At 42.5% G+C, this 26,415-nt stretch carries 24 protein-coding genes; 13 read left to right on the forward strand and 11 right to left on the reverse strand.

The features are described from left to right. Positions 1-29 precede the first annotated feature (29 nt). The 3 genes from ONT19_RS01140 to ONT19_RS01150 all read left to right on the forward strand — a co-directional run bounded on the left by ONT19_RS01140 (position 30) and on the right by ONT19_RS01150 (position 6,721). Entirely contained in the window at positions 30-2,984 is a 2,955-nt protein-coding gene (locus ONT19_RS01140; protein WP_264952483.1) for a TIM-barrel domain-containing protein, read from the forward strand. A gap of 1 nt (position 2,985) precedes the next feature. Next, on the forward strand, positions 2,986-5,487 hold the full coding sequence (locus tag ONT19_RS01145; RefSeq protein WP_264952482.1) for a glycoside hydrolase family 2 TIM barrel-domain containing protein: 2,502 nt from the start codon (positions 2,986-2,988) through the stop codon (positions 5,485-5,487). A 658-nt stretch (positions 5,488-6,145) separates the two neighbouring features. Continuing rightward, the gene (locus tag ONT19_RS01150; protein ID WP_022120562.1) at positions 6,146-6,721 is read left to right on the forward strand and encodes a GNAT family N-acetyltransferase; all 576 of its coding nucleotides are present in this window, start codon (positions 6,146-6,148) and stop codon (positions 6,719-6,721) included. 247 nt (positions 6,722-6,968) lie between these two features. Here the strand turns inward: ONT19_RS01150 and ONT19_RS01155 are convergent, their stop codons facing one another. The 3 genes from ONT19_RS01155 to ONT19_RS01165 form a co-directional block, all read right to left on the reverse strand. Next, positions 6,969-8,345 carry an alanine/glycine:cation symporter family protein gene (locus ONT19_RS01155; RefSeq protein ID WP_264952481.1) on the reverse strand — a complete coding sequence of 459 codons (1,377 nt, stop codon included), beginning with the start codon at positions 8,343-8,345 and terminating at the stop codon, positions 6,969-6,971. A gap of 78 nt (positions 8,346-8,423) precedes the next feature. Continuing rightward, positions 8,424-8,996, reverse strand: a complete 573-nt coding sequence (locus ONT19_RS01160; protein WP_254969542.1) for a DUF4230 domain-containing protein — start codon at positions 8,994-8,996, stop codon at positions 8,424-8,426. Between the two features lie 17 nt (positions 8,997-9,013). Continuing rightward, positions 9,014-9,685, reverse strand: a complete 672-nt coding sequence (locus ONT19_RS01165) for a DUF4230 domain-containing protein (RefSeq protein WP_118152970.1) — start codon at positions 9,683-9,685, stop codon at positions 9,014-9,016. Positions 9,686-10,056: 371 nt separating this feature from the next. Between ONT19_RS01165 and ONT19_RS01170 the strand changes: the two genes are divergently transcribed. The 8 genes from ONT19_RS01170 (at position 10,057) to ONT19_RS01205 (ending at position 17,296) form a co-directional block, all read left to right on the forward strand. Next, complete coding sequence (locus ONT19_RS01170) at positions 10,057-10,635, forward strand: DUF4738 domain-containing protein (protein ID WP_264952480.1); 579 nt, start codon at positions 10,057-10,059, stop codon at positions 10,633-10,635. 328 nt (positions 10,636-10,963) lie between these two features. Beyond that, on the forward strand, positions 10,964-11,119 hold the full coding sequence (locus ONT19_RS01175) for a hypothetical protein (protein WP_153113850.1): 156 nt from the start codon (positions 10,964-10,966) through the stop codon (positions 11,117-11,119). Beyond that, positions 11,116-11,685, forward strand: a complete 570-nt coding sequence (locus ONT19_RS01180) for a GNAT family N-acetyltransferase (RefSeq protein ID WP_153113849.1) — start codon at positions 11,116-11,118, stop codon at positions 11,683-11,685. The genes ONT19_RS01175 and ONT19_RS01180 overlap by 4 nt, the downstream gene beginning before the upstream one ends. Before the next feature lie 384 nt (positions 11,686-12,069). Beyond that, on the forward strand, positions 12,070-12,840 hold the full coding sequence (locus ONT19_RS01185; protein ID WP_264952479.1) for a hypothetical protein: 771 nt from the start codon (positions 12,070-12,072) through the stop codon (positions 12,838-12,840). A gap of 20 nt (positions 12,841-12,860) precedes the next feature. Further along, on the forward strand, positions 12,861-13,775 hold the full coding sequence (locus ONT19_RS01190; RefSeq protein WP_264952478.1) for a FimB/Mfa2 family fimbrial subunit: 915 nt from the start codon (positions 12,861-12,863) through the stop codon (positions 13,773-13,775). 61 nt (positions 13,776-13,836) lie between these two features. Next, positions 13,837-14,748: a fimbrillin family protein gene (locus ONT19_RS01195; protein WP_264952477.1), complete on the forward strand. Its 912-nt coding sequence runs from the start codon at positions 13,837-13,839 to the stop codon at positions 14,746-14,748. A 32-nt stretch (positions 14,749-14,780) separates the two neighbouring features. Next, complete coding sequence (locus ONT19_RS01200; RefSeq protein ID WP_264952476.1) at positions 14,781-15,770, forward strand: fimbrillin family protein; 990 nt, start codon at positions 14,781-14,783, stop codon at positions 15,768-15,770. A gap of 11 nt (positions 15,771-15,781) precedes the next feature. Beyond that, positions 15,782-17,296 (forward strand): fimbrillin family protein, encoded by a 1,515-nt coding sequence (locus ONT19_RS01205; RefSeq protein ID WP_264952475.1) that lies wholly within the window; start codon positions 15,782-15,784, stop codon positions 17,294-17,296. Between the two features lie 157 nt (positions 17,297-17,453). Here the strand turns inward: ONT19_RS01205 and ONT19_RS01210 are convergent, their stop codons facing one another. Further along, positions 17,454-17,756: a hypothetical protein gene (locus ONT19_RS01210; RefSeq protein WP_234564896.1), complete on the reverse strand. Its 303-nt coding sequence runs from the start codon at positions 17,754-17,756 to the stop codon at positions 17,454-17,456. Positions 17,757-18,063: 307 nt separating this feature from the next. On the opposite strand from ONT19_RS01210, the gene ONT19_RS01215 reads away from it, so the two are divergent. Then, on the forward strand, positions 18,064-18,207 hold the full coding sequence (locus tag ONT19_RS01215) for a hypothetical protein (protein ID WP_153082491.1): 144 nt from the start codon (positions 18,064-18,066) through the stop codon (positions 18,205-18,207). Positions 18,208-18,644: 437 nt separating this feature from the next. Further along, on the forward strand, positions 18,645-19,850 hold the full coding sequence (locus tag ONT19_RS01220; protein ID WP_118082176.1) for an IS256 family transposase: 1,206 nt from the start codon (positions 18,645-18,647) through the stop codon (positions 19,848-19,850). An 85-nt stretch (positions 19,851-19,935) separates the two neighbouring features. Here ONT19_RS01220 and ONT19_RS01225 read toward each other — a convergent pair whose 3' ends face one another. The 7 genes from ONT19_RS01225 to ONT19_RS01255 form a co-directional block, all read right to left on the reverse strand. Beyond that, positions 19,936-21,153: an ATP-binding protein gene (locus ONT19_RS01225; RefSeq protein ID WP_264952474.1), complete on the reverse strand. Its 1,218-nt coding sequence runs from the start codon at positions 21,151-21,153 to the stop codon at positions 19,936-19,938. Between the two features lie 190 nt (positions 21,154-21,343). Further along, positions 21,344-22,267, reverse strand: a complete 924-nt coding sequence (locus ONT19_RS01230; protein ID WP_264952473.1) for an Rpn family recombination-promoting nuclease/putative transposase — start codon at positions 22,265-22,267, stop codon at positions 21,344-21,346. Between the two features lie 198 nt (positions 22,268-22,465). Beyond that, on the reverse strand, positions 22,466-23,683 hold the full coding sequence (locus tag ONT19_RS01235) for an ATP-binding protein (RefSeq protein ID WP_264952472.1): 1,218 nt from the start codon (positions 23,681-23,683) through the stop codon (positions 22,466-22,468). Between the two features lie 190 nt (positions 23,684-23,873). Then, complete coding sequence (locus ONT19_RS01240; protein ID WP_264952471.1) at positions 23,874-24,785, reverse strand: Rpn family recombination-promoting nuclease/putative transposase; 912 nt, start codon at positions 24,783-24,785, stop codon at positions 23,874-23,876. A gap of 235 nt (positions 24,786-25,020) precedes the next feature. Then, a complete protein-coding gene (locus ONT19_RS01245) occupies positions 25,021-25,449 on the reverse strand; it encodes an N-acetylmuramoyl-L-alanine amidase (protein ID WP_218435565.1) in 429 nt (142 codons plus the stop codon). A gap of 10 nt (positions 25,450-25,459) precedes the next feature. Then, complete coding sequence (locus ONT19_RS01250; protein ID WP_181977238.1) at positions 25,460-25,564, reverse strand: smalltalk protein; 105 nt, start codon at positions 25,562-25,564, stop codon at positions 25,460-25,462. Between the two features lie 25 nt (positions 25,565-25,589). Further along, complete coding sequence (locus ONT19_RS01255) at positions 25,590-26,174, reverse strand: HU family DNA-binding protein (protein ID WP_264952470.1); 585 nt, start codon at positions 26,172-26,174, stop codon at positions 25,590-25,592. Positions 26,175-26,415 lie beyond the last annotated feature (241 nt).

Here is a 26,415-nt window from a genome sequence, read left to right on the forward strand (position 1 = left end):
ATTTTTAAACTTTCCTTTAAACGTATAAAATGAGACTAACTAAAACATTATTGATTTCAGCAGTGCTGCTGATGAGTGCCACAGGCATGCAGGCAGCCGGTTTCAACCAGAATGGTAATTATCTCACTGTTCAGTTGAAGCAACACCAGAATTTTGGTCCTAGTCAGATTCGCCTCCAGGTGGTGAGCGATAAGATTATCCGTGTTCAGGCTACAGCCGAACAGAGTTTCCGTAATAAACAGAGTCTGATTATTGTGCCTCAAAACAGCAAGGCAAAGTATAAGGTGGAAGAGCAGGGAGACAATCTCATCATTACCACTGCAGCCATGCGTGCTGTCATGAACGAGGCTACGGGTCAGATTACTTTCTATGACCTGAAAGACAATGTCCTTCTCAATGAGGTTGCTCAGGGCGGAAAGACTTTCAAGCCGTTCACTGTGCCTGACCGTGAAATCGGTGTAGATATTGCCAAGGTTCCTGAAGCACAGAAGCACGGATGGTCATGGCGTGCGCTCTTCAACTCTCCTGATAACGAGGCGTTCTATGGTCTTGGTCAGCATCAGAGTGAGGAACTCAACATGAAGGGTAAGAACGAAGACCTCTTCCAGTATAATACCAAGGTGAGTGTGCCTTTCGTCATCTCTAATAAAAACTACGGCATCCTCTGGGATTCTTATTCTTATTGCCGTTGGGGTAATCCGGAAGATTATCTCCAGCTCAACCGTGCCTTCAAACTCTATGATAAAGATGGAAAGGAAGGTCAGCTGACAGGTACTTATGTAGACAAGAACGGTAAGAAGATTGTTCGAGGCGAAGATAGCATTTACTTTGAGTATGCAATGCCTGAGACTTCTGAAATTTGCAACAAGACAGATAAGGGCGGTATTCTGAACCTGCCAAAGGGCTTCGCGCTGAATGGTTCCAAGGTGGTTTACGAGGGTTATGTAGAGGCTCCAACCAACAGCTTCTATCAGTTTATCCTCTATTATGCCGGTTACATGAAGATTTATATCGATGGCAAACTGGTTGTGCCTGAGCGCTGGCGTACAGCATGGAATCCGAACTCTTATAAGTTTGAAACTCCAATCAAGAAAGGCGTAAAGACTCCTATCCGTATCGAGTGGCAGCCAGATGGTGATGTTTCTTACTGCGGTCTTCGCGTAGCAGCTCCTCGTTCTGAGGCAGAGAAGAACCAGTTGAGCATCTGGAGTGAAATGTCGCCGGATATGGACTATTATTTCATTGCCGGTCAGAATCTCGATGAGGTGATTTCCGGTTACCGTACGCTTACCGGCAAGGCTTCGCTTTATCCTAAGTGGACCCTCGGTTTCTGGCAGAGCCGTGAGCGCTATCAGAGCAGCAAGGACATCGAGGACAACCTGAAGAAGTTCCGCGACCTGCATATTCCTGTAGACAATATCGTTCAGGATTGGAACTACTGGAAGCTGGATTCATGGGGAAGTCATGAGTTTGAGGCTGCCCGCTATCCAAACCCACAGGCGATGCTCGACAGCGTACATGCGATGAATGGCCGCTTCATGATTTCCGTATGGCCTAAGTTCTATGATACAGTCAAGAACTATAAGGAACTCGACAGCAAGGGTTGGATGTATCATCAGGCTATCAAGGATGATATTCACGACTGGCTCGGCTTCCGCGGTTCATTCTATGATGCCTATTCTGATGGTGCCCGCAAGATGTTCTGGCGCCAGATGGACGAGAATCTTTATACCAAGTATAAGTTCGGAATCGATGCATGGTGGATGGATGCATCTGAACCAAACGTTCGCGACTGTACCCCGATGTGGTATCGTAAGGCCCTATCAGGTCCTACAGCCCTCGGTACATCTACCGAATATTTCAATGCTTACAGCATCGTGAATGCTGATGCTATCTATAACGGACAGCGCAGCGTGAACCCTAACCAGCGTGTCTTCCTTCTGACCCGTTCGGGCTTTGCCGGTGAGCAGCGCTACAGTACGGCTACCTGGTCTGGTGACATTGCTACCCGTTGGGAAGATATGCGTGCCCAGATGACAGCCGGTTTGAACTATTCTATGGCAGGTCTTCCTTTCTGGGGAATGGACCAGGGTGGTTTCTGTGTAGAAAACCGTTATGTGGCTGCCCAGCAGGAGTTCGATAAGACCGGTAAGGAAAATGCTGACTTGAAGGAATGGCGCGAGTTGCAGGCGCGTTGGAACCAGTTCGGTTGCTTCGTACCTCTTTATCGTACTCATGGCCAGTGGCCTACCCGTGAGGTCTGGAACATTGCTCCGGCAGATCATCCTGCTTACAAGACCATCGTGGCTTACGATAAACTCCGTTACCGTCTGATGCCTTACCTCTATAGTATGGCTGGTATGGTTCATTTCAAGGACTATACGATGATGCGTGGATTGGTAATGGACTTCAACGGCGATGATAATGTTTACGACATCAAGGATCAGTGGATGTTCGGTCCTGCTCTCATGGCTTGTCCTGTAGGCGAGTATCAGAAGTACAGCCGCAATGTTTATCTTCCTAAGCAGAAGGGCTGGTATGATTTCTATACCGGTAAGCACTATGCCGGTGGACAGACAATCGTAGCTGATGCGCCTTTCGATAAGATTCCAGTCTTTGTTCCAGAGGGTTCTATTCTTCCTGTGGGTCCAGAGATGGAGTGGAGCGATCAGAAGAAGGCTGAGCTCATCGACCTCTATGTCTATGCAGGCAAGGACGGTTCTTATACACTCTATGAGGATGAGGGAACCAACTACAACTACGAGAAGGGTAAGTATGCTATGATCGACTTCAAGTATAATGATGCTCAGAAGACCGTTACTATTGCTGCCCGTAAGGGTTCTTTCGACGGTATGCTACAGAAGCGTCGCTTCAATATCGTACTTGTTAGTGATAACAACCAGCAGGGCATCAGCCTCGCCAAGGCGCCTAAGGGCAAGATGGTGAAGTATGCTGGTAAGGCAGTTACTGTAAAACTGAAGTAATATGAAGAAGATATTTGCTTTAGCAATCTTTCTATTGGGCGCTCAGTCGTTGAGCGCCCGTGATCGCCAGTCTTTTGATAAAGGCTGGCTTTTCACTTTAGCAGATAGTGCCGGAATGTCAAAGTCTGATTATTCAGACCGACATTGGCGAAGTTTGAATCTTCCTCACGATTGGGCGATAGAGGGCGATTTCTCTCCTTCGAATCCTTCGGGAGCCGGTGGTGGTGCATTGCCGGGGGGCATCGGATGGTACCGTAAGCACTTCTCGGTGAATCCGAAGGAAAAGTATGACCGGTTTACCATCACCTTTGATGGAGTATATATGAATTCTACCGTGTATATCAATGGTCATAAACTCGGAACCCGCCCTTACGGATACAGTACATTCGAGTATGATCTTACACCTTATATTAATAAGAAGGGTGATAATGTCATTGCGGTGAAGGTAGACAACAGCGACCAGCCTAACAGTCGCTGGTATTCCGGTTGCGGTATTTACCGCCATGTTTGGCTCACCAAAACCATGAAAACTGCTTATATTCCCCAATGGGGACAGTATGTAGCAACTTCTCCACAGGGTGATGTCAGGGTGAAGGTGGATTTCGCTGCTTCCGGTAATAAGATGAAACTCTCTGTCCGTAACACCATCTATGATGCTGCCGGAAAGATTGTAGCCAAGAGTCAGGGTGTTCAGGAACAGAAACTCAAGGTGAAGGATCCGCATCTCTGGGACATCGGAAAGGGATATCTCTATACTGTCAAGAGCGAGCTGTTAGTAAATGGGAAGGTAGTGGATGTTGCTACGACAACTGCCGGTTTCCGTGACGTGAAGTTTGATGCAAGGAAGGGCTTCTTCCTCAATGGCAAGAATCTCAAGATAAATGGTGTCTGTGAGCATCATGATTTCGGTTGCCTGGGTGCTGCTGTCAATGAAGATGCGATGCACCGTAAGCTTACCATCCTTCGCGATATGGGCGTGAACGCTATCCGAAGCAGTCATAATCCTCCGGCACCAGAACTCCTGAACATGTGCGATTCGATGGGCTTCCTCGTGATGGACGAGAGTTTTGATATGTGGCGCCGCAAGAAATCGAATGGTGATTATGCCCGTTTCTTCGATGAATGGCATAAGAAAGACCTGTCTGATCTCATCAAGCGCGACCGTAATCATCCAAGTATCATCATGTGGAGTATCGGTAATGAAGTTCTCGAACAATGGTCGGATGCGGCTGCTGATACGCTCAGTCTGGAGCAGGCTAACCTGATTCTGAATGCCGGTCATGATGCTTCAACTTTGGCACATAGCGATGAACTGAGTGTCAATTCGCTTCTTACCCAGCATCTGGCAAAAATCGTGAAGGAGTATGATCCTTGGAGCACACGCCCTGTTACTGCTGGCTGCAATGAGCCCGACCCGAAGAATCATCTCTTTAAGAGTGGGGCTATTGATGTTATAGGTTTCAATTATCACCATCAGTGGGTGAAGGATGTGCCAAAGAATTTCCCTGGCAAGCCTTTCATTCTGTCGGAGAGTGTTTCAGCCTTGCAGACTCGTGGCTACTATATGATGCCTAGCGACAGTATTTATACTGCGCCAAAGGAATGGTGGTTGCCTTATACCGATCCTTCGTTTATGTGTTCGGCTTATGATAATTTCCATGCCTCATGGAGTAGTACCCACGAAGAAACCTGGGATGTGGTGAAGCACAACGACTTTGTGGGCGGACAGTTTATCTGGACCGGTTTCGATTATATCGGCGAACCTACTCCTTATGCTTATCCTGCCCGTAGCAGTTATTTTGGCATTATCGATTTGGCGGGTCTTCCAAAAGACAGCTATTATATGTATCAGAGTGAGTGGACTCAGAAAGATGTGCTTCATCTCTTCCCTCATTGGAACTGGCTGCCGGGACAGACCATCGACATGTGGTGTTATTATAATCATGCCGATGAGGTAGAACTCTTTATCAATGGCAAGAGTCAGGGTATCCGTAAGAAGACTGTCTATGGTGCAAAGAACGAAGGCGATGCTTTCAGAAAGAGTACTGAATATCATGTGATGTGGCGCGTAAACTTTGAACCGGGAGAAGTAAAGGTTGTAGCCAGAAAGAATGGCAAAGTTCTTAGAGAGCAGGTCATAAAGACAGCAGGAGCTCCTCATCATCTTGTGTTGAAGAAGACTTATCAGGGCTGTCAGGCTTTTGGCTCTTCTGATCCGACCACCTTTGTCGAGGTGAATGTAGTAGATAAAGACGGCAATCTCTGTCCGAACGCAGATAACCAGATTTTCTTCTCTGTCTCCGCTGAACAAGGGGCAAGTGAGCAGAATATCCCGAATGCACCAAAAATTCTGGGAACTGATAATGGTTGTCAGACTTCTTTGGAGCGTTTCACCGATTCACATCGCAAGGCATTCTTCGGAAAATGTGTCGTTGTGATAAAAGGAAAGGGAACCCTCAAGGCACAAGCAGTAGACTTAAAGGATGCTTCTGTAGCTCTGTGATTGTAGTAATATTCTGAAAAACAAAACATTAAGGATTTATATTGCGAAGAAGAGGATGTGTCATAAGTTTATGATTCACCCTCTTCTTGTCGTTGGTAAATATGGGTTATGTTGCTGGAAGAGATAGGATATGTTGCTGAAAGAGATAGGGTATGTTGTTGAAAGAGATAGAATAAGTTGTAGAAAGAGATAGGATATGTTGTTGAGACAGTCAGTATCTTCGGTCGCACAACAGCTGTTGTGCGCTTGCATAACAGCTGATATGCGCATGCACAACACCTGTTGTGCATGCGGTAGTCAACTGTTATACACCAACTATTATCCTGATTTATGACACACCCTCTTTTTTCGCTCTTAAAAACGAAAAAGGTTTTGAAGCATTGGGACCCAAGGAATTTGGGTATCTCTATTATGCTAGTAATAGAAATTTAGCTTCAAAACCTGCGGCAAAGATACATCTTTTTTTCGAATAAAAAAACTTTTTCGAATAAAAAATATAAAAAACTTGCTCTTATCAAAAAATATACGTAACTTTGTAAACGATAAGGCATCAAACCCAATCTGCAATCATGAAAAAAGTAATCTTTGTAGAATTTCCTCACGATGCTGGAGCATGAAAGAAATAACAATAATAAAACAATAAACAAAAAATAGTATAATGAAAATTCAAATAGAACAGGCTACGCCAGACAAGGCTTCGCATATCGCATCGCTTATCATGGAGGCGATGAATGCGCAGTGTTGCCAAAATTTTGCTGGTCCTCAGCATACATTGGTTGATTTTCACCGTATGATGACTAAACTTGTAGAGATGGAGGACAGTCAGTATAGTTATAAGAATACATTGGTTGCTATGTCTACTGATGGCATTCTTGTTGGCATCTTGGTTGCATACGATGGTGCTGACGTCAAAAGATTACGTAAGCGCTTTATTGAGGCTGCGATCGTGGCTTTTGGAATAGACTATTCGGCTATGGAGCTTGAAACTGAGGAAGGTGAGTTCTATTTGGATAGTTTGGCAGTTTCTAACCAATACCGTGGAAAAGGTATTGCATCTAAACTGTTGGATGCTGCTATCTCTCGCGCAAGAGAATTAGGACTTCCTGCTGTAGGTTTGCTTTGTGATAAAGGCAATCCGAAAGCGGAGCGTCTCTATACGAAGGTTGGTTTCCAATATGTCAATGATACCACTTGGGGTGGTCATGCAATGAAACATCTTCAGTATAAATTGTAATCTGATAGGGCAAACTGTGCAAACGTTTGCCCAATAAAAAGTATAGAAATCAACAGAAAATGTGCTGTTTATTGCGCAAACGGTAGTATCTTTGCACCATAAGTTCATAACGAATAGGTTTTTTGGTTTTTAGAAAAGATATTTTATTAGTTTTTGTTGATTTAATAATAAAAGCTCGGTCTGCAGTGATGCAATACCGAGCTTTTGTATTTTTACTCCCATTCAGGATATTTTCTTTCTGTATCTTTTATTCTAATTCCTCTATTTCTTTTTCGTCCATGTCTTTATCTAACTGGTCTCTCCACAGATACTTTCTGGTTTCATGCACTATGATACCACTCAGGCAGAGCAAGGAGATAAGGTTTGGTATGGCCATCAGGGCATTCATGCAGTCGGCAATGTTCCAAACCAGTCCCAGACTGATAACACTACCCAGGAAGATAGTAGCAATATAGACTATGCGGAAACAGAGCATCCACTTTTTGCCTTTCAGATATTCTACACACCGTTCTCCATAATAACTCCATCCCAATGTCGTACTGAATGCAAATGTTGCCAGTCCGATGGTCAATATCGGAGCTCCGATATATGGAATCTTACTGAAGGCAGCCTTGGTGAGTGCTGCTCCGTTATGGTAGTCAATGTCTGGATATGCTATGATACTTGAGGTGATGACGAGACCTGTAAGGGCACAGATGATGACAGTATCCCAAAAGGTACCGGTAGATGAAACCAATGCCTGACGCACAGGGTTACGGGTTTGGGCTGCTGCAGCAACGATGGGTGCCGAACCCAGACCACTTTCGTTAGAGAACAATCCGCGGGCTATACCATAGCGGGCTGCAATCATCACGGTACTTCCAGCGAAGCCGCCACCTGCAGCCTTAGTTGTGAATGCAGAGTCAAAGATTACGTGGAGGGCAGGCAATAAATAAGCATGATTTACACAGAGGATGTAGATGCAGCCTAATACATAAAAGAGTGCCATGAAAGGTACCAGCATGCCACAAACCTTGGAGATACTTTTCACGCCTCCAAGAATCACAGCTGCTCCTAAAGCCGTAACGATGGTTCCAGTAATGTATGGAGAAATGCCGTATTGGTTTTCTACCAGGGTAGAGATGGCATTTGCCTGTACCGTGCTGCCGATTCCGAATGATGCCAATGCGGCAAAGAGGGCGAACAGGACTGCAAGCCATTTCCAGCCCAATCCTTTTTCCAGGGCATACATAGGACCACCCAACATCGTGCCTCGCTTGGTCTTTACGCGATATTTTACGGCGAGTAATCCTTCGGCATATTTGGTAGAAATACCAAAGACACCGGTTAACCAGCACCAGAGTACGGCTCCTGGTCCGCCAAGAGCGATAGCTGTAGCCACACCGATGATGTTACCGGTACCAATTGTAGCTGCCAGTGCTGTTGCCAGTGCTCCGAACTGTGAAACATCTCCTGTGGCATTCTTGTCTTTCTTTACAGACAGTTTGATTGCCTTGAAAATCTTGCGTTGTGGAAAGCGCAAGCGGATGGTCAGAAAGATGTGGGTTCCCAACAGCAGGATAATCATAGGCCATCCCCAGAGGAATGAACTAAATGCGGTGAAAAAATCGTTTATTGCATCCATCTCTTAAAAATTTTATGTTTATCTTATATCTATATTTTTTATACCTGATAACGCAGTTACTTGTGTATTATAACCTTGTTATTTCTCAAATTCTATCTTTACGTTTTTGAATCCCATTGCTTTCAGCATCTCTCTAAACTGAGTCTTGGCATTCGCCTGTGCAGTATAGATATTGGTGCGGTTTAAGCAACGTTTCTTCATGGCTTGATAAGCACGCTCATACATAGCCTGTCTGTCGCTGCCTGTCCATTTGCCTTCTTCAAAGAAACTCTTGGTCTTCGCTTCGTCAATGAAGTTATGGTCTAGCAGTTTGATAGGAGGTAAAGTGCATACGATGCTGTCCTGGTTGGCTTGTAGCCATCCTTTTTTAACATCCTTCATATCGATACCCAAGCGCAATGTTCCGTAATAGATACGTACCAGTTGGTCGTCGCCAAAAAAGCCACGGCGTATAGTATCTATCAGTTCTTCATCACTTACAGATAGAAATTCCCATTGACCGATATTCTCGATGCTTTCTACCTGAGTGGGTGAGAGGGTTGTCTTATCTTCCTGTACCACGCTGACCTCGTTGTCTTTGGTGAGCCAATAGAAGGCTCCACCCAGAATAAGGATCAGTGCTAATAGTACGATGATTTGTATTCTTTTCATATCATTGTTCTCCTCGCTTAGTGATTCTTTTCGATAGTTGTCTTATCCAGAAGAGTCTTCAGATCATTGAAAGTGAATTTCTTCCTGAAACTGATTTTGATATTCTCTTCTGCGAATCCCATGTCCTGTAGCATCGGAATCAGGGTGTTTGCTGCACTTTGGCGTGCCTGCTCAAGAATATCTAGGTTCGGGATATCGCGAATGATACTTTCCCTGCCTTGTTGTTCGAATTGTGACAGTTCTGCATCACTGTAGTTCTTTCTGGTGAGTGAAACGAATTGTCTTACACCTTCATGATTGATTTTACTGCTGGTGAGCATCACTTTTGGGTCTGGTAAGATGATTTCTATCTTGTCGCCTTGTCGGTTAACGTTCTTAGCAGAGAATCCTGAAAAGTCTACATAAGCTTTTAATGTCGCATCCATCGGAATGGCCACCTTGCGGTTTGAGCCGGGAACATGAATATTAAAGTCTTTCTTGAACAGTGAGCCCTTTAGATTGAGCTGGTCATCATGTGTTATAATCTTATGAACATGAGCTTCTGCTGTATATAAGCGATTGCATTTCTGTATCTGCATCACCATCACAGGTATTGTGTCGATGACTTGCTCCTTCTTTTCTGTTTGCTGATGCGAACATGAAATGAAGGCAAAAAATACAGAAATGATAAATATTAACCTCTTTTTCATACTAAATGTCTTTATTATGCTGCAAAGGTACGGCAAATTGTTCGAAAAACAAAACAAAATCGTTTTTTTTGATGTTCTTTTGCTAAGAAATGAAAAAAAAAGCAGAAAAAGCACTTTTTTTTATATCTTGATTAAACCTTTTCATTTTCTTTTCGTCAAAGTTACGATTAGAATTCATAAACTGAACTTTTATTATATCGTGTAAGATTCAATAGGAAATTTATTAGTTAGTATTTAGGTATGTTAAGGCGTCTGCTTGTGAAAGTAGGCGCCTTTTTGCATCTGATTTTGTGTAAGAATGTAGATTTCGGTCCTTTTCTTTGGCTATTTCAAAAGAAAAATGTACTTTTGCAGTAAGAAAAAATAACGGAATGAAACGAATTGATTATATATTAATAGGTCTTTTGGCTATTTCTAGCTTGACGGCTTGTACAGAAAAGAAGAAGAGTAATATCATTATTGCTCCTAAACCGGTGGCTAAGGTTGTGAACAAAGCTACTCAGAAAATGAGTGATTATGAGCAGACCAGAGAGGCTGACTGGGTTGGTTCCCATTATAAAGTGGTGGTGAAGCGTAGTTCTGACAAGGAACTTCCGGTTCTCCAGTTGGACGAAAATACCAAGTATTATGATAACAGAATTTCGGTTAAGGTATTGAGAAGCGATGGTTCTGAATTCTTTAGCCGTACTTTCACAAAGAAAGATTTCACATCCTATATTGACAAACATACACAGGACATGGGTGCTTTGCTCGGTATTGTGTATGTAAAAGCAGAAGGTGATTATCTTTACTTCGCAGCAAGTGTTGGGTCGCCTGATGTTACCAGCGATGAATGTGTACCTCTGGTACTTAAGATTTCCCGAATGGGTAGTATCTCTATATCAAAGGATGAGAAGTTGGATACCAACGCTTCTGCTGAAGAGGAAGAAGAGGAAGAAGATGGGGTATAAAGCGGTTCTTCCGTTGACTCATAATGAGAAATTTATGGCAATTAGAACTTTTTGGATTAAATTCCATGCTTGATAAGCAGATTTCTTAGAAAACATTTGGAGATTCCGACAAATATAGACAGAACTTTCGCATGTGGTTTAAGTACGGGCTGAAGGCCCAAAAGCTTTTAATATGCGTTTTAATACTAAAAAGAACAAAATAACCTGCTAAATATTTGGAAGTTACAGAAATATTGCTTAATTTTGCAAAAGAAAAGCTGCCCTCGGCAATTTGAAAGCAAGCTTTCATTGCGCTCGTTTGCATCACAAACATTTAAATGATATAATTATGTTAGGAATAAATGCACCAAAAGTTTTAGCTAAAGGCAAATACGCACAAGCTGTTCGTAAAGCCGCTCTTGCATCCATCGGTGCAAAAGCAAAGAAAGATGATGCCACAAAGACATCAAATTATCCATATAAATTTGAGTGGAATTTAGAATGAATTTAGAAGAATACAAAATAGAACTTTTATCAGACTTTGATGAGTTGATAAATTTCTATACAGGAAAAGACAAAATGGATGACTTTCTTCATAATCACTTACAAGATTGTGAAGAGAGTCATTATTGTAAGACATTTTGTGTCCGCTTAAAAGCGAATAACACGATTGTTGCTATTTTCGCCTTAGCATTCGACTCCGTTGACATAGATTCAGATGATTTTGATGATATGCGTATAGGTGCAGCAGGAACCGATTTACCTGCGGTAAAAGAAACTTTCCGAGAACAATTCGAACAAAAATATACTTATCCCGCTTTAGAAATTGCCTACTTAGCTATTGATAAAAAATTTCAAAGCTTACATCTAGGTTCAGCCTTAATTGAAGAAATAGCTTCGATGGCTAGAAACCAAAGATATGCTGGTTGCGTCTTCTTGACAGTAAGAGCTTGGCATACCTCTAATTATAGCGCAGTAGGTTTCTATGAAAAGAATCAATTTGCAAAATTGACTCCTGTTCCACAAATGGATGTTTGGCCAATGTACAAAACAATTTGGCCGAAAGAATGATCCCCCTATGCCCTTTACCTTTGCTTTACCCTTCGGCCAGCGATTTTCAATTCCGTTACGCGCTGGTGCCGGCTAAAGATTTACACAGATTCTGGGCTTGAATAGAGTCTGAAAACGTTAAAGAATACTAACAAGGTGTCGCATTGCTCACGAATGAGACACCTAAAATCAAAAAATCATACCTGAAAAAACAAATATTACCCCCTCCACTTTCAAAAAAAGCCTTAACTTTGCACCAGGTTTTTTACAATCTGTATCATGAAGGATTTAAAATATTGTAAATTATAATCAAAACATAATAGATATGAAGAAAGTTTTAACTAAGAAAAAAGTATGTTGCTCTTTGGAAAAAGACAGTATATTTTCTATAAAAAAAAGATCAATATGAGAAATTACTTAACTGGAAAAGAAAGATTGCTGGTCGCATTGCTTGCTTTTATTCTTCCTTTTTCTTTTGCGAAAGCAGAAGTAAAAGAAGATGGAAAGACGGGGCAGCAAGGCTGGTATATAGGAGTAGAGGGTGGAATGCCTTTCGGTTTCTCTACTTTCTCAAGCTTCGGACATGACAAGACGCACCTCGGTTGGGCTGCTGGCTTATATGGCGGCTATCGTTTCAACTCCGTATTCTCGGCAGAATTATCTGCCAAGTATGGAGAAATGAACTTGTCGGCACAAGACTGCTGCGTAGAACGTAACTATTGGTTGGGTAGCGACGGTGTGCTCTACAAGGCAAGTGTCCTGGGCATGGACAGCTGGCAATATGCACAGCTGAAAAGCCAGGTCAGGATGGGCAGATATGGGGCAAGAGTGAACGTTCATCTCCTTGGACTGTTCCATCAAACAGCTAACAGCCGATGGGATTTGGCTGTTTCACCTCATATATATGCAGTAACTACCAAGGCTGACATCCGTACTATAGCCGATGATGCTAAGGTAATGAAAGGTTCTACCAACTGGCATTTGGGTTATGGTGCAGACTTGCAGGTTGGTTATCAACTGACCTCATGTCTGAAATTGGGTATCTATTCCGGTTTGACTCGTCTTACTGGCGAACGTATGGACGGAATGCCAGAATATCAGCATAAGAACAACTTCTTGTGGGAAAGTGGCATAAGATTAGGAATCAACTTGCCTTTTACCAATCATCATCCGTAACTCCTAAAACAAGATAGAGAATGAAAGCAAAAAGAAGATTTAATATTTGGTTATGGGTGCTGTTATGTGTCCCATGCCTCTTGGCAAGTTGCGACCATGATGTTCATAATGACGAGGAAGAAGGTGGCTTGTCAGTATCGTTCACTTGGGCAGATGAAGCCGATCAAGGTACGGAAGTGAATGACGTGAAGCTCTGGATATTCAATGCCGATGACGGTTCGCTTGTAGAGGAAAAACATGATGGTAGTACTAAGGAGGTGGCAAGCCAACGTTTTGCTCTTCCTGTAGGGCATTATCAGATTCTGGCTGCCACCAACCTTATAGAACCGTTTTTTATCGGTGAGGCTACAAGGGCAACCCTCAACATGAACCAACTCATGTTTGGATTGTCCAATCCAAGTGCCTCTCCCGACCATGCCTATTATGGTGTCACGGACATCGGTATAGACAAATCAAATGTCAACTACATAACCAAAAATGAAATGCGCCATATACTTGCAGAATTGACCATCTTCATTAAAGGAGTTCCTGACAATTTTGCAATGATAGGCAAGGTTCTGAATGTGGCAACCGGACTCCTGCCCCTGCAAAAGAATGAGGATGGAACGTTCGGGACGGCAAGCTATACCAAGGAAGAGTGTGATATACCTTTGAGAATCGCAGTGCCTGGCGAAACTTTAAAAACGGAAACATTACGCTTGATGCCGACAGCCAACGGTTTACATACCACCAAGTTGTTTATCCAACTGATTTCTCCTGGGGGAGTAGTTAGCAACTACGACATCGAAGCACCCGTCATGAAATCTGGCGGCAAGTACAAGATAAACTTGGAATTTGAGGAGATGAAACCTTACATGTATCTTACGAGCACGAAGATAGATGATTGGACAGAAGGCTGGGTGTATCGAGGCGAAATCTTGAATCCAGAAGATTAAGCGGCTCTATCATTTAAGCAAGAATCAAAACAAGAATATAAATATAAAATAGTAAAAGACAATGAAAAAGAAGACTTATCTCTTTGCTCTGATGGCAATGGCTTTGACATTAGGCAGCTGTTCAGACAACGAGAATGGTATCGGAGGCGAGACCTCCAAGTATATCACCGTTTCTACCAGTATCGGCAATATGACCCGTGTTGCCACAGATGCGAATGGCGCTCAAACCTTTGAGGAGGGTGATGAAATCAGTGTGTATGCCTGGACAGGTGCCCCAACTGTAGCCCCTGAGACAAGCGAGCGAGTGGTGAATAACGCCATCAATAAGTTGACTAACGGTTCATGGATATCCACTCCACAGATGCTTTGGAAGAACAACCGTGACAAGCATTATTTCATCGGTGTCTATCCTACAGCAGTAATATCCGATTTTACAGCTAGCGAATATAAGCTTGATGTTACGAAACAGGAGGATAGCGACCTTTTGGTGGCAGTCAACAAAGATGGCATATCCTATAATGCCGATGAACAGCAAACGGTGCCATTAGCGTTTACTCATGTGATGTCGAAGGTGATAGTCAATATACAATATCGCAATCAGTTTGGTGGTAAGCCTACCGTAGAGAGCCTTGTTGTTAAGAATGCCGCATCTGATGCCTCTGTCAATCTCTTGACCAAGACTGTAACTGTAGCTACAGATGCTGCTCGCACCGACATCAGTATCCCTGTAATCAAGGAAAATGAAAAATATGAGTCTATCATGATACCACAATCAGGCATTACCAAGATTGCTGTTAATATAAATGGCAAGCAATATGTCTACACTCATCCTACTGATATCAAACTGGAGGGTGGCAAATATACGGTAGTAAATCTCATTGTAGGTCGTGACGAGATTACTCTTGGCAATGTAAGCATCGCTGATTGGGGCGAAGGAGAAAACATCAATGGTGGTGAAGCGCAAACAGATTAAAAGATTTGTATAATATTTAAAATTATAAAGTCATGAAGATAAATAAAATATTAGTGGCAGCAGCAATGGCTCTTGGATTCGTTAGCTGCTCAAGTGAAGGAGAATTGACTCCTGCTATAGATACATTGAAAGATACTCCGTTGCAGATTAATGCATCTGTAGCAGGTATGAAAACACGTGCAGGATATGATGCTAATAGCGTACCTAACCAATTCTATCTTAAGATAAGACAGGGGCTTAAAGAGCAAAAAAAATATTGGTATGATGTTGTCATGAAACTGGAAAATGGCCAATGGGTTGCTTATAATGCTGAAAACAAGACTGAAACGGTTCAATTACTTCGAGCAGGATATAATATAACTTGCGATCTCTATTCTACTACATTTCCTGGATACGAACTGGATGAAAGCGGAAACCAGATTAAATCTATAGAATTAGAGGTTCTGGCAGACCAAAGCTTAGATGCCAGTGTCAAGGCAAGTGACCATTTGTATGCCTTAAACAAAGATAAAAATATGGAGGTTAAGGCTATTGAGTTAAAATTGGAACATCAAATGTCAAAACTCTCACTAGAGTTGACTTTGGGTAGTCAATATGAAGAGGAGCAAAATCCTGTCAAAGACATGCAGATTGTAGGAACTAAGAGAAAAGTAAAATGGTCAGATGGACATTCGTTTGTTAGTGATGACGCTTCTGCAGAGCCAATTATACCATATCTTGCGGGTTACACCAAGCCTACGGATGATTCCCCTAAAGCGAAAGTTTGTTATGAGGTGATTTTAGCTCCACAGACTGTTGAGGCAGGAAACTTTGGTGTTGAATTTAATGTTTTAGGCAAAACTTATCGTTGGTACAGTGATGCTGCTGTTAAATTGAAAGAAGGCACTCAATACACATTGCAACTGACGGCAGGAAAAGATCAGGCTAATCTTGTAGAAGTTACATCTAAGGCTTGGAATACAAAACACAAAAACGAAAATAATGAAAAAGTGGACAACAAGTCGGATATAGAAACCTTTTAATGACTAGAAGTATGAAAATTATAAATAAATACATATTGGTGGCTGCAGCTTCTCTATCTGTTGTTGCGTGTAGCCAAGATGATGGCTTGTCAAATAGCTATCTTAAAGATTCGGATGCTGTTCACATTACAGCCCAAGTGGGAAGTAATGAAGCTACAGGTGGCTTTATTTCTCGCTCCAATCCATTGGGTAGTGAAGTTGAGCAAGCAAAGTTTAATGAAGGCGATGCCATTTCTGTTGTTGCAGATAACCAAGATGCCGTTATTTATTCTTATGATGGTACCAGTTGGAGTCCAAAAGAAAAAGGTCTGCACTTAGTTTGGAATAGTAACGAGATGAATTTTAAGGCTTTTTATCCTGCAAATGCTAATGATGCTTCTTTTACAGACTTCACACTACCTACTGCATACAATAGCTTAGCGGACTTGGCTTTGGGTGATTATATGACATTTAGTGGTAGCCGCAAGCGTAGTTCCGATAATGATGGCGTGAACTTGGAAATGGAGCGCAAAATGGTGCGCATCGTTGTCGGCCTAAGAGATGTTAATGTTTGGGGAGACACGATGGATGAAGGGTTGGAACTGACAGAAGTAACAATCCATCCTAATACAAATGGATATTCCAATGGTGAAGTTGTTCCCGCTGATTCAAAAGATGTTAGTGTGAAAGCGTACAAACACACTGATGGTAAGTTTTATGCGCTTATTACTCCGACAATGCCAGTGTCGGATATGTATAATTATTTGCTTTTCATGACAGTAAAGGTGGCAAAGCCTGATGGCACAGGTGAGCAAGAATTTGAAGTTAGGCGCATTCCACATACAGGTACAGAAGCTGGTAGTAGCTACGAGTACTTTTTAAAGATTGGTAAGGACGAACTTGTTGTAGATAAAATTACAGTATCTGATTGGAAAACTGGTGAAGCGATTCCTGGTGGCGAGGCTTTAGACGATGTGTCGTTTGTTAAAAAGACGATTGCAGATGCTTTGGCTGCAAATAAAACTGATATAGAATTAACATTGAATAGTTACAACAATAGTAGCGAGCTATCTGCTGCGATTAGAGATGCTCTAAAAACAACCACTGATGGAAGTGTCAATTTAACACTGAAGGGTATTACTTCCTTCCAAACAGGCTTAGATAATTTTATTAATCATTGTAATAAGTTGAAGTCAATTACTTTACCAGATGCTACAGAATTTAGCATGTGGGCATTTGCATCTTGTGATAAGTTGGAGGAAATATATGCTCCAAACGTATCAGTGCTAGGATGTCAAGTTTTTAAGGGTTGTAAAGGATTGAAGAAGATTGCATTGGGAGCTCTTACAAATGTGAATTTGGGGGATGATAGCGAAGCCTTTTTTGGTTTGAATACAGAAAATGTTGATTTGGTCTTGTCTGAATCGCAGAAACAGATGGAGAATCGAAATAATTGGTACTCTACCGAGGAGGATTATAAGTCTACTGATGATTATACGAAAAATATTTTTTTGGGAAGACAATTCAAGTCTGTGACTTTACAGTAAGTTAAAACGAGATTTACATATCGACTCCTAAGCTGGGCAGGAGTATAAGTTGCCCAGCAAACATATCCCCCCGCACCTCACGGGAAACGACAAGGGTCTATATGCCACGATGAACAGGTGGCATATAGGCCCTAAATTATATGGTGATATTCGTAATCTACATCTCCGCTTTCAGCAGCTTTATCTCCTCTGCTGTCAGCCCCGTCATATCCATGATAGACGCTTCATCCATACCCTTTGCCAGCATCTTTCTGGCAATCTCAAGGCTTCGCAGGTTCATGCCTTCAGCTCTGCCTTCTTCTCTACCTTTCTCCATACCTTTTTCCATACCTTCCTTCATACCAATTTCCTTACCCTCAGCTATACCTTCACGCTTGGCGGTGTCAACGAAATTCTTGATGTCGCGATATGCCATCTTGCTGGTCTCAAAGCTGATATATCTTTCTTCTACCTGCTTCATAATCATCTGTATTAAAAATCCATGCCGCAAAGATACGGTTTTATTTTCATATCTGCAAGAGATTTCTGGGAAAAGTTTATGAAAAAGTAAGAGATTGCGTTTCTTATGTGACAGGACAAGGGTCTATATGCCACGATGAACAGGTGGCGTATAGACCCTTCATTTGTGGCATGGAATGGCTATCTTTTATCTTTTAAAATACGGGAATCCAAATTTTCCCGAAACTTTTCTCCCGTTTTCTTTGCACTTTCAAAATAAAAGCTTATCTTTGCAACCAACAAGAAGTAGAACTTTAAAATGAATAAGTATGGCTTTAAAAATTAAAACTCGTGAAGAAGCAATTGCTGTATTACGAGATATGGTTAGACGTAAAAAAGAAATGGAAGCAAAGGCTCAAATAGACTTTGCTAAAGCACGAGAGGAGGCTGCAGACTGTTATGCATGCCTTTAACTTAACTCGCCTCAATTTTCATTCTCCTTATAAGGTCTGGATAGATAATGGATCATATAAGTTCTTAACAGATTATGGTGTTCAGTATCGAATAGAATATGTAGAAAACAATAATATTTGGGAGGATGAAAAAGCGTATGAATTCGGCATTCTCAATGAAAACAAGAAGAATTCTCCTAACGATTCTAAAGTTAAAGCAACTATACAATGTATTATAGAGGAATTCTTTCTTACAAATCTCGAATAATATAGTAAATCTGCAATTAACTTGGTTGGCAAGGGTCTATATGCCACGATGAAAAGGTGGCATATAGACCCTAAATTATATGGTGATATTCGTAATCTACCTGGCATCAAACCAAAGTAGTCATTTTCAGAGAGTGTAAACTAAACTGTGTCAAGCTACAATAAAAGTAGTTTAACACAGTTTTTATATTATGGACAACTTAGAAATTGATTACAAGAAAGCAGCTCAGCAGTTGCGTAGTGGTGAAGCCTTATTTGGCAAGGACGGAGCATTAGCTCCATTGTTAGAGCGTATTCTCAACTCAGCTCTCGAAGGTGAGATGGACGCTCATTTAAGTGAAGAGGAACGCTCTTCCGGCAACCGTCGTAATGGTAAGATGAGTAAGAAGGTTCAAACAAAATATGGTGAGGTCACTATAGAGACTCCTCGTGACCGAGACGGAACTTTCCAACCTGAGACCGTAAAGAAGCGTGAGACTATTCTTGCCAATGGCATGGCAGACCAGATTATTGAGATGTACGCCATGGGCACCAGCACACGTGACATCAGCAGCTACTTTGAGCGTGAGTTCAACACAACTCTATCAGCCGATACTATCAGCTCTATAACAGACCGTGTATTACCCGAAATCACCGCCTGGAAGTCTCGCATGCTCGATCCTGTATATGCCATTTGCTGGCTTGATGCTATCCATTATAAGGTAAAGGATGAGAATGGCAGAGCTGTCACACGAGCCATTTACAACATTCTTGGTATCAACAAGGAAGGCCAAAAAGAACTGTTAGGTATGTATGTGTCTAAGAGTGAAGGAGCTAACTTCTGGCTAGAAGTTCTTACGGATCTTCAGAACCGTGGTGTTCGAGACCTCTTGATTTGTTGTATTGATGGTCTCAAAGGCTTCCCAGATGCCATCCAAAGCGTATTTCCTGAGAGTTCTGTGCAGCTCTGTATTGTCCATCAGATACGCAATTCTATCAAGTATGTTGGCAGTAAGCATCAAAAGGAGTTTATCAAGGATTTAAGAACAGTATATGGTGCAGTAAACAAAGACTCCGCTGCTGCTAATTTAGACCTGTTAGAGTCTAAGTGGGGAGAGATGTACCCAATTGTCATCAAGTCATGGCGTGACAATTGGGAACGTCTGACAGAGTATTTCCAATATACTCCAGCCATCCGTAAACTCATTTATACGACCAATACGGTTGAGGGGTATCACAGACAGGTAAGAAAGGTCACAAAGACTAAAGGGGTCTTTCCTACGGATAATTCTTTGGAGAAGCTTGTGTACTTAGCTTACCGCAACATCCGTAAGAAATGGACTATGCCACTGGCAAATTGGGGACAACTTTCTCAACAATTGGCAATAAAATTTGGAGATAGATTTAAAATTATGTAACTTTGCAGCCGAAAAGGCTTCCCTGCTGGGGGCATGCCCCCAGCAGGGAGTGGGAATGAAAGTTAAGAACAAGCCTTGACACAGTTTAAATTACACCCCCCATTTTCAGAAAATCTCGCAGATGAATGTGCTTAATGCCATCAATATTGGTTTGACCATAAAGCCTATCCATAGAAATCACGTATTTGGGATGACTGTCTTTTATCAATTTCAAATTGCCGAATTCACGCTCTACCGTTTCCTCAGAAGCCAGCAGATAGGTAACTTGCACATACGCCACACTATCCGCTTTCTCGGCAACAAAATCAATCTCAGCCTTATACATCTGACCAACATATACTTTATACCCCATCCTGCACAAATGGATATATACAGCGTTCTCCATCACCTTTTCGATATCAAAACGCCTGTTGCCACCTATAATATGATTCCTGATTCCCAGGTCTTCGAAATAGAACTTGTCGCCTAACTCGAAAAGTCGCTTGCCATGAATGTCGTATCTGTTAACTCGATCGATAATAAAAGCATTGCTTAAATACTCCAAATACGTGAGAATCATCTTGGCAGACGTTTCGGTGTTCTGGCTTTTCAGAAATTTTACAATACTCGTTGCTGAGAATTGTTTACCGATATTATCGCTCACAAACTTCAGCAGCGTTCGCAACAATGGTATGTTTCTGATGTTTTCTCGCTCTATGATATCACGAAGTACTATCGTATTATACACATTGTCAAGATAATCTTCTACCAAATCCGTATTTTCCAATCCTAAACTGCGCAACTGAGGGAGCCCGCCATACTGCAGATACAGGTTCAAGGAAGCATCATCATCCTTCAGTTCATGGAACGTCAGGAACTCTTCATAGCAGAGTCCTCTAATGCGATAAGCAATATATCTGCCTCTCAGGCGAGTTGCCAGTTCGCCCGAAAGCATCTTGGCGTTGCTGCCGGTAATCATAATCTGGCAGGTATCATCCGATTGGATACTGAGGAGTGCTTTCTCGAAATCAGAAATCTCCTGCACCTCATCGATAAACAGATAGTTTTCCTTACCCTCAACGATGTTGGCTGCTACATAAGCCTCCAGATCCTGATAGTTGGCTATCATATCAAATGAGGTTTTCTCCTTATCTATATAGATAACGTGATTTTCTTCATTCTCAGCGATGTGATTATAAATTCGCCGCATCACACAACTCTTGCCGACACGCCTCTGGCCCGTCAATGCAATCATCATTCCACGTCCTAACATGCGTTCGATACGGTTGGAATACCCTAGTCTTTCTAATATTTTTTGTTTCATACGAGTAAAACTTTTCGCAAAGATGCTCTTTTTGTTTCGTATAAGTAACAAAAACGATAGATTTTTTGTTTTTATTACTTATAATTAACAGGTTTGGTACACATTGCACCTCACGGGAAACGACAAGGGTCTATATGCCACGATGAACAGATGGCGTATAGACCCTTGATTATATGGTGATATTCGTAATCTACATCTCCGCTTTCAGCAGCTTTATCTCCTCTGCCGTCAGCCCCGTCATATCCATGATAGACGCTTCATCCATACCCTTTGCCAGCATCTTTCTGGCAATCTCAAGGCTTCGCTGGTTCATGCCTTCTTCTATGCCTTCAGCTCTGCCTTTTTCCATGCCTTTCGCCATGCCTATTTCTATACCTTCACGCTTAGCGGTGTCTACGGAATTCTTGATGTCGCGATATGCCATCTTGCTTGTCTCGTACTCCCTCATTTCCTGCGGTGTAAACTTGGCTATTTCGGCTTCCTCAAAGAGACGGTCGAAGACTTTATCGCACAGCTCTTTAGGGCGCTGGGTAAGTTTATAGAGGTTCTTCAGTGCATAGAGCCACTTCTCGTAGAGCGTATCCAGTTCTTCCAGGGTTTTGTTGAACTTGGAAATCTCTACATAGATATATTCGAGTTTGTCGTAAAATACTTTGTGGGTAGCAGTGTCGCACAACTGTACATGATGGCGGATTTTCTCCTTGTCGAATGCATCCTCGTTCATGCTGAAGTTGAGCAGGGCTACGGTATAGATATGATTGAGTTTGAAATCCCACTCATTCCCCTTGGGCGCCTGTTCTCGGATAGGGAAGGTGGAGTAGAAGAGGGCGCGATCCTTGAAATACGTCTGGTAGGCATTCTGCATTTCTACGATGAACTTCTCGCCGTTTTCGCCCTCACAATATACATCAAAGATGGCTCTGCGGTCGGTATAGACATCTCCTACGTGTTCTGGATTCAGATACGACACGTCCTTCACAACCTGTCTGCCATTAAACAAGCTGTTGAGGAAGCAAATGAGCAAATCCTTGTTCATCGCTGTTCCAAAAATTCGCTTGAAACCGAAGTCGGTCAGCAAGCTGATATATCTTTCTTCTACCTGCTTCATAATCATCTGTATTAAAAATCCATGCCGCAAAGTTACGACTTTATTTTCAAACCCGCAAGAGATTTTAGGGAAAAGTTGCTGAAAAAGTAAGAGATTGTTGAATGTTGAGTGTTGAATGTTGAGTGTTGAAGGGTCTATATGCCACGATGAAAAGGTGGCGTATAGACCCTTGATTATATGGTGATATTCATAATCTACCTGGCATCAAACCAAAGTAGTCATTTTCAGAAAATCTCGCAGATGAATGTGCTTAATGCCATCAATATTGGTTTGACTGTAAAGCCTATCCATAGAAATCACGTATTTGGGATGACTGTCTTTTATCAATTTCAAATTGCCGAATTCACGCTCTACCGTTTCCTCAGAAGCCAGCAGATAGGTAACTTGCACATACGCCACACTATCCGCTTTCTCGGCAACAAAATCAATCTCAGCCTTATACATCTGACCAACATATACTTTATACCCCATCCTGCACAAATGGATATATACAGCGTTTTCCATCACCTTTTCGATATCAAAACGCCTGTTGCCACCTATAATATGATTCCTGATTCCCAGGTCTTCGAAATAGAACTTGTCGCCTAACTCGAAAAGTCGCTTGCCATGAATGTCGTATCTGTTAACTCGATCGATAATAAAAGCATTGCTTAAATACTCCAAATACGTGAGAATCATCTTGGCAGACGTTTCGGTGTTCTGGCTTTTCAGAAATTTTACAATACTCGTTGCTGAGAATTGTTTACCGATATTATCGCTCACAAACTTCAGCAGCGTTCGCAACAATGGTATGTTTCTGATGTTTTCTCGCTCTATGATATCACGAAGTACTATCGTATTATACACATTGTCAAGATAATCTTCTACCAAATCCGTATTTTCCAATCCAAAACTGCGCAACTGAGGGAGCCCGCCATACTGCAGATACAGGTTCAAGGAAGCATCATCATCCTTCAGTTCATGGAACGTCAGGAACTCTTCATAGCAGAGTCCTCTAATGCGATAAGCAATATATCTGCCTCTCAGGCGAGTTGCCAGTTCGCCCGAAAGCATTTTGGCGTTGCTGCCGGTAATCATAATCTGGCAGGTATCATCCGATTGGATACTGAGGAGTGCTTTCTCGAAATCAGAAATCTCCTGCACCTCATCAATAAACAGATAGTTTTCCTTACCCTCAACGATGTTGGCTGCTACATAAGCCTCCAGATCCTGATAGTTGGCTATCATATCAAATGAGGTTTTCTCCTTATCTATATAGATAACGTGATTTTCTTCATTCTCAGCGATTTGATTATAAATTCGCCGCATCACACAACTCTTGCCGACACGCCTCTGGCCCGTCAATGCAATCATCATTCCACGTCCAAACATGCGTTCGATACGATTGGAATACCCTAGTCTTTCTAATATTTTTTGTTTCATACGAGTAAAACTACTCACAAAGATACTCTTTTTGTTTCACATAAGTAACAAAAACGATAGATTTTTTGTTTTTATTACTTATAATTAACAGGTTTGGTACACATTGCGCCTCACGGGAAGCGACAAGGGTCTATATGCCACGATGAACAGATGGCGTATAGACCCTTGATTATATGGTGATATTCGTAATCTACATCTCCGCTTTCAGCAGCTTTATCTCCTCTGCCGTCAGCCCCGTCATATCCATGATAGACGCTTCATCCATACCCTTTGCCAGCATCTTTCTGGCAATCTCAAGGCTTCGCAGGTTCATGCCTTCAGCTCTGCCTTCTTCTCTGCCTTGCTTCATGCCTATTTCTATACCTTCACGCTTAGCAGTGTCTACGGAATTCTTGATGTCGCGATATGCCATCTTGCTGGTCTCGTACTCCCTCATTTCCTGCGGAGTAAACTTGGCTATCTCGGCTTCCTCAAAGAGACGGTCGAAGACTTTATCGCACAGTTCTTTAGGGCGCTGGGTAAGCTTATAGAGATTCTTCAGTGCATAGAGCCACTTCTCGTAGAGTGTATCCAATTCTTCCAGGGATTTGTTGAACTTGGAAATCTCTACATAGATATATTCTAGTTTGTCGTAAAATACTTTATGGGTAGCTGTGTCGCACAACTGCACATGATGGCGGATTTTCTCCTTGTCGAATGCGTCCTCGTTCATGCTGAAGTTGAGCAGGGCTACGGTATAGACATGATTGAGCTTGAAATCCCATTCATTCCCCTTTGGTGCCTGTTCACGGATAGGGAAGGTTGAGTAGAAAAGGGCACGATCCTTGAAATACGTCTGGTAGGCATTCTGCATTTCTACGATGAACTTCTCGCCGTTTTCGCCCTCACAATATACATCAAAGATGGCTCTGCGGTCGGTATATACATCTCCCACATGCTCCGGGTTCAGATACGACACGTCCTTCACAACCTGTTTGCCATTAAACAAGCTGTTGAGAAAGCAAATGAGCAAATCCTTGTTCATCGCTGTTCCAAAAATTCGCTTGAAACCGAAGTCGGTCAACAAGCTGATGTATCTTTCTTCTACCTGCTTCATAATCATCTATATTAAAATGCTAGCGCAAAGTTACGACTTTATTTTCAAACCCGCAAGAGTTTTCTAGGAAAAGTTTCGGAAAAAGTTAGAGAATGGTGAATGTTGAGAGGTAAATGTTGAGTGTTGAATGAAAGAAATATGACGACAAAGAAAAAGGGCGCATCGGATTGGGATGCGCCCTAACTTGTTAAATAAAATCAGAGGGATTCTGCTCTTGAAAAACCCTCTTAATGGAAGAGAATCAGGAAGCATCCAGGAGGTACTGGAGCTTCGTGGCATCAAAACACGGACAGGCTTTCTGAACGCCAGGCAAATCGCGATGCCCCAGGATGGTACGGATGCCCGGGAAACGGTGGTGAAGATCCTGAATCAGATGCTTCATCGACTCCTTCTGCTTAGGAGTGCGGGTGTCGCTGATGCAGCCCGATGGCGAAAGACCACCCTCGTAACAGATGCCTATGCTGTGCGCATTGTAACCGAGGGCATGAGAGCCCATACGCTCTACCGGGCGACAGGCATGAACCACTCCATCCAGCGTGATGTAGAAATGGTAGCCGATGTCAGTCCAGCCGTTGTTATGAACATGGTCGTAGCGCAGCATCTTCATCGTATAACGGTGATCGCAGCGGCTACCGCTGCAATGCACAACTATCATATCGATATCTCTCATAGGCATCCTTCTAAAGTCCACCTGCCGAAACGCCCAACGCCCCGAGGAGAGCTGTCAGTACGGTTACTGCAAACTTGATAATCTCATTCCATTTCTGCTTGTTCTTTTCTGTCATAATCTATTCTGTTTTAAAAGGTTAATTATTCTAATCCGTCTCCTGTGTCACCGTTGCCAGTGCTACCTGTTCCGCCAGTCTGTTCGCCAGAGGTGTTGCCACCCGTGGTATCGCCGCCTGAAGAAGCATTGTCCTTGGCAGGCTTTTTCTTAGCCTCCTCAATGTCGAGAGTCTTGGCACCCTCCTTCTCAGCCTTGAGGGCAGCCTTCTGTACGGCACGTGATGCAACCTGCTCAAACTCCATACCTACGAAGATGTTAGCAAGATCGCTGCCCGGGATAAACTGGATGTTCACACCCTTGATGTTGATGTCGCTCTTAAATTCGGCTGCGGTTGCAGCACCCTCACTGGTAAGCTGGAGGCGGAACTTGCCCAACTCGCCGAAATCAATCTGGTTGCCTCGCTGCAACTCGATGATCATGTTCTCCTGCATACTGACCAGAACGGCTGTTACATCCGCATAGGATACAGTGGTCTGCATAGAGATCAACTTCGCGAACTTCTTGAGCGAAATGGAGTCTTTCATCTGAGCACGGGCGTAGAAAAGAGGAACTCCTGCTTTGTCACCAAATTTTGACGCAAGCTTTACTAAACTGTAATTAATTGCCATAATACATAAAATTTTAAAATTGTGAATAATCATGTTGTGCACCGGTCTCTTCCCGAATGCTGATACAAAGATACAACATCGGCGGTGCCCCACTTGTCCACTTTGGTACGATAAGTACCAGTTGTGCTCTATTTGGCTCAATTATGTATACTTTTGCACGCAAGCGTATGCTGCAGAATATTCAAGTGGCTCAGTTAACTTACTCAAGTGGCTCAGTTAACTTACTCAAGTGGCTCAATCA

It is taken from the genome of Segatella copri (assembly GCF_026015625.1).
Taxonomy (GTDB): Bacteria; Bacteroidota; Bacteroidia; order Bacteroidales; family Bacteroidaceae; genus Prevotella; species Prevotella copri_H.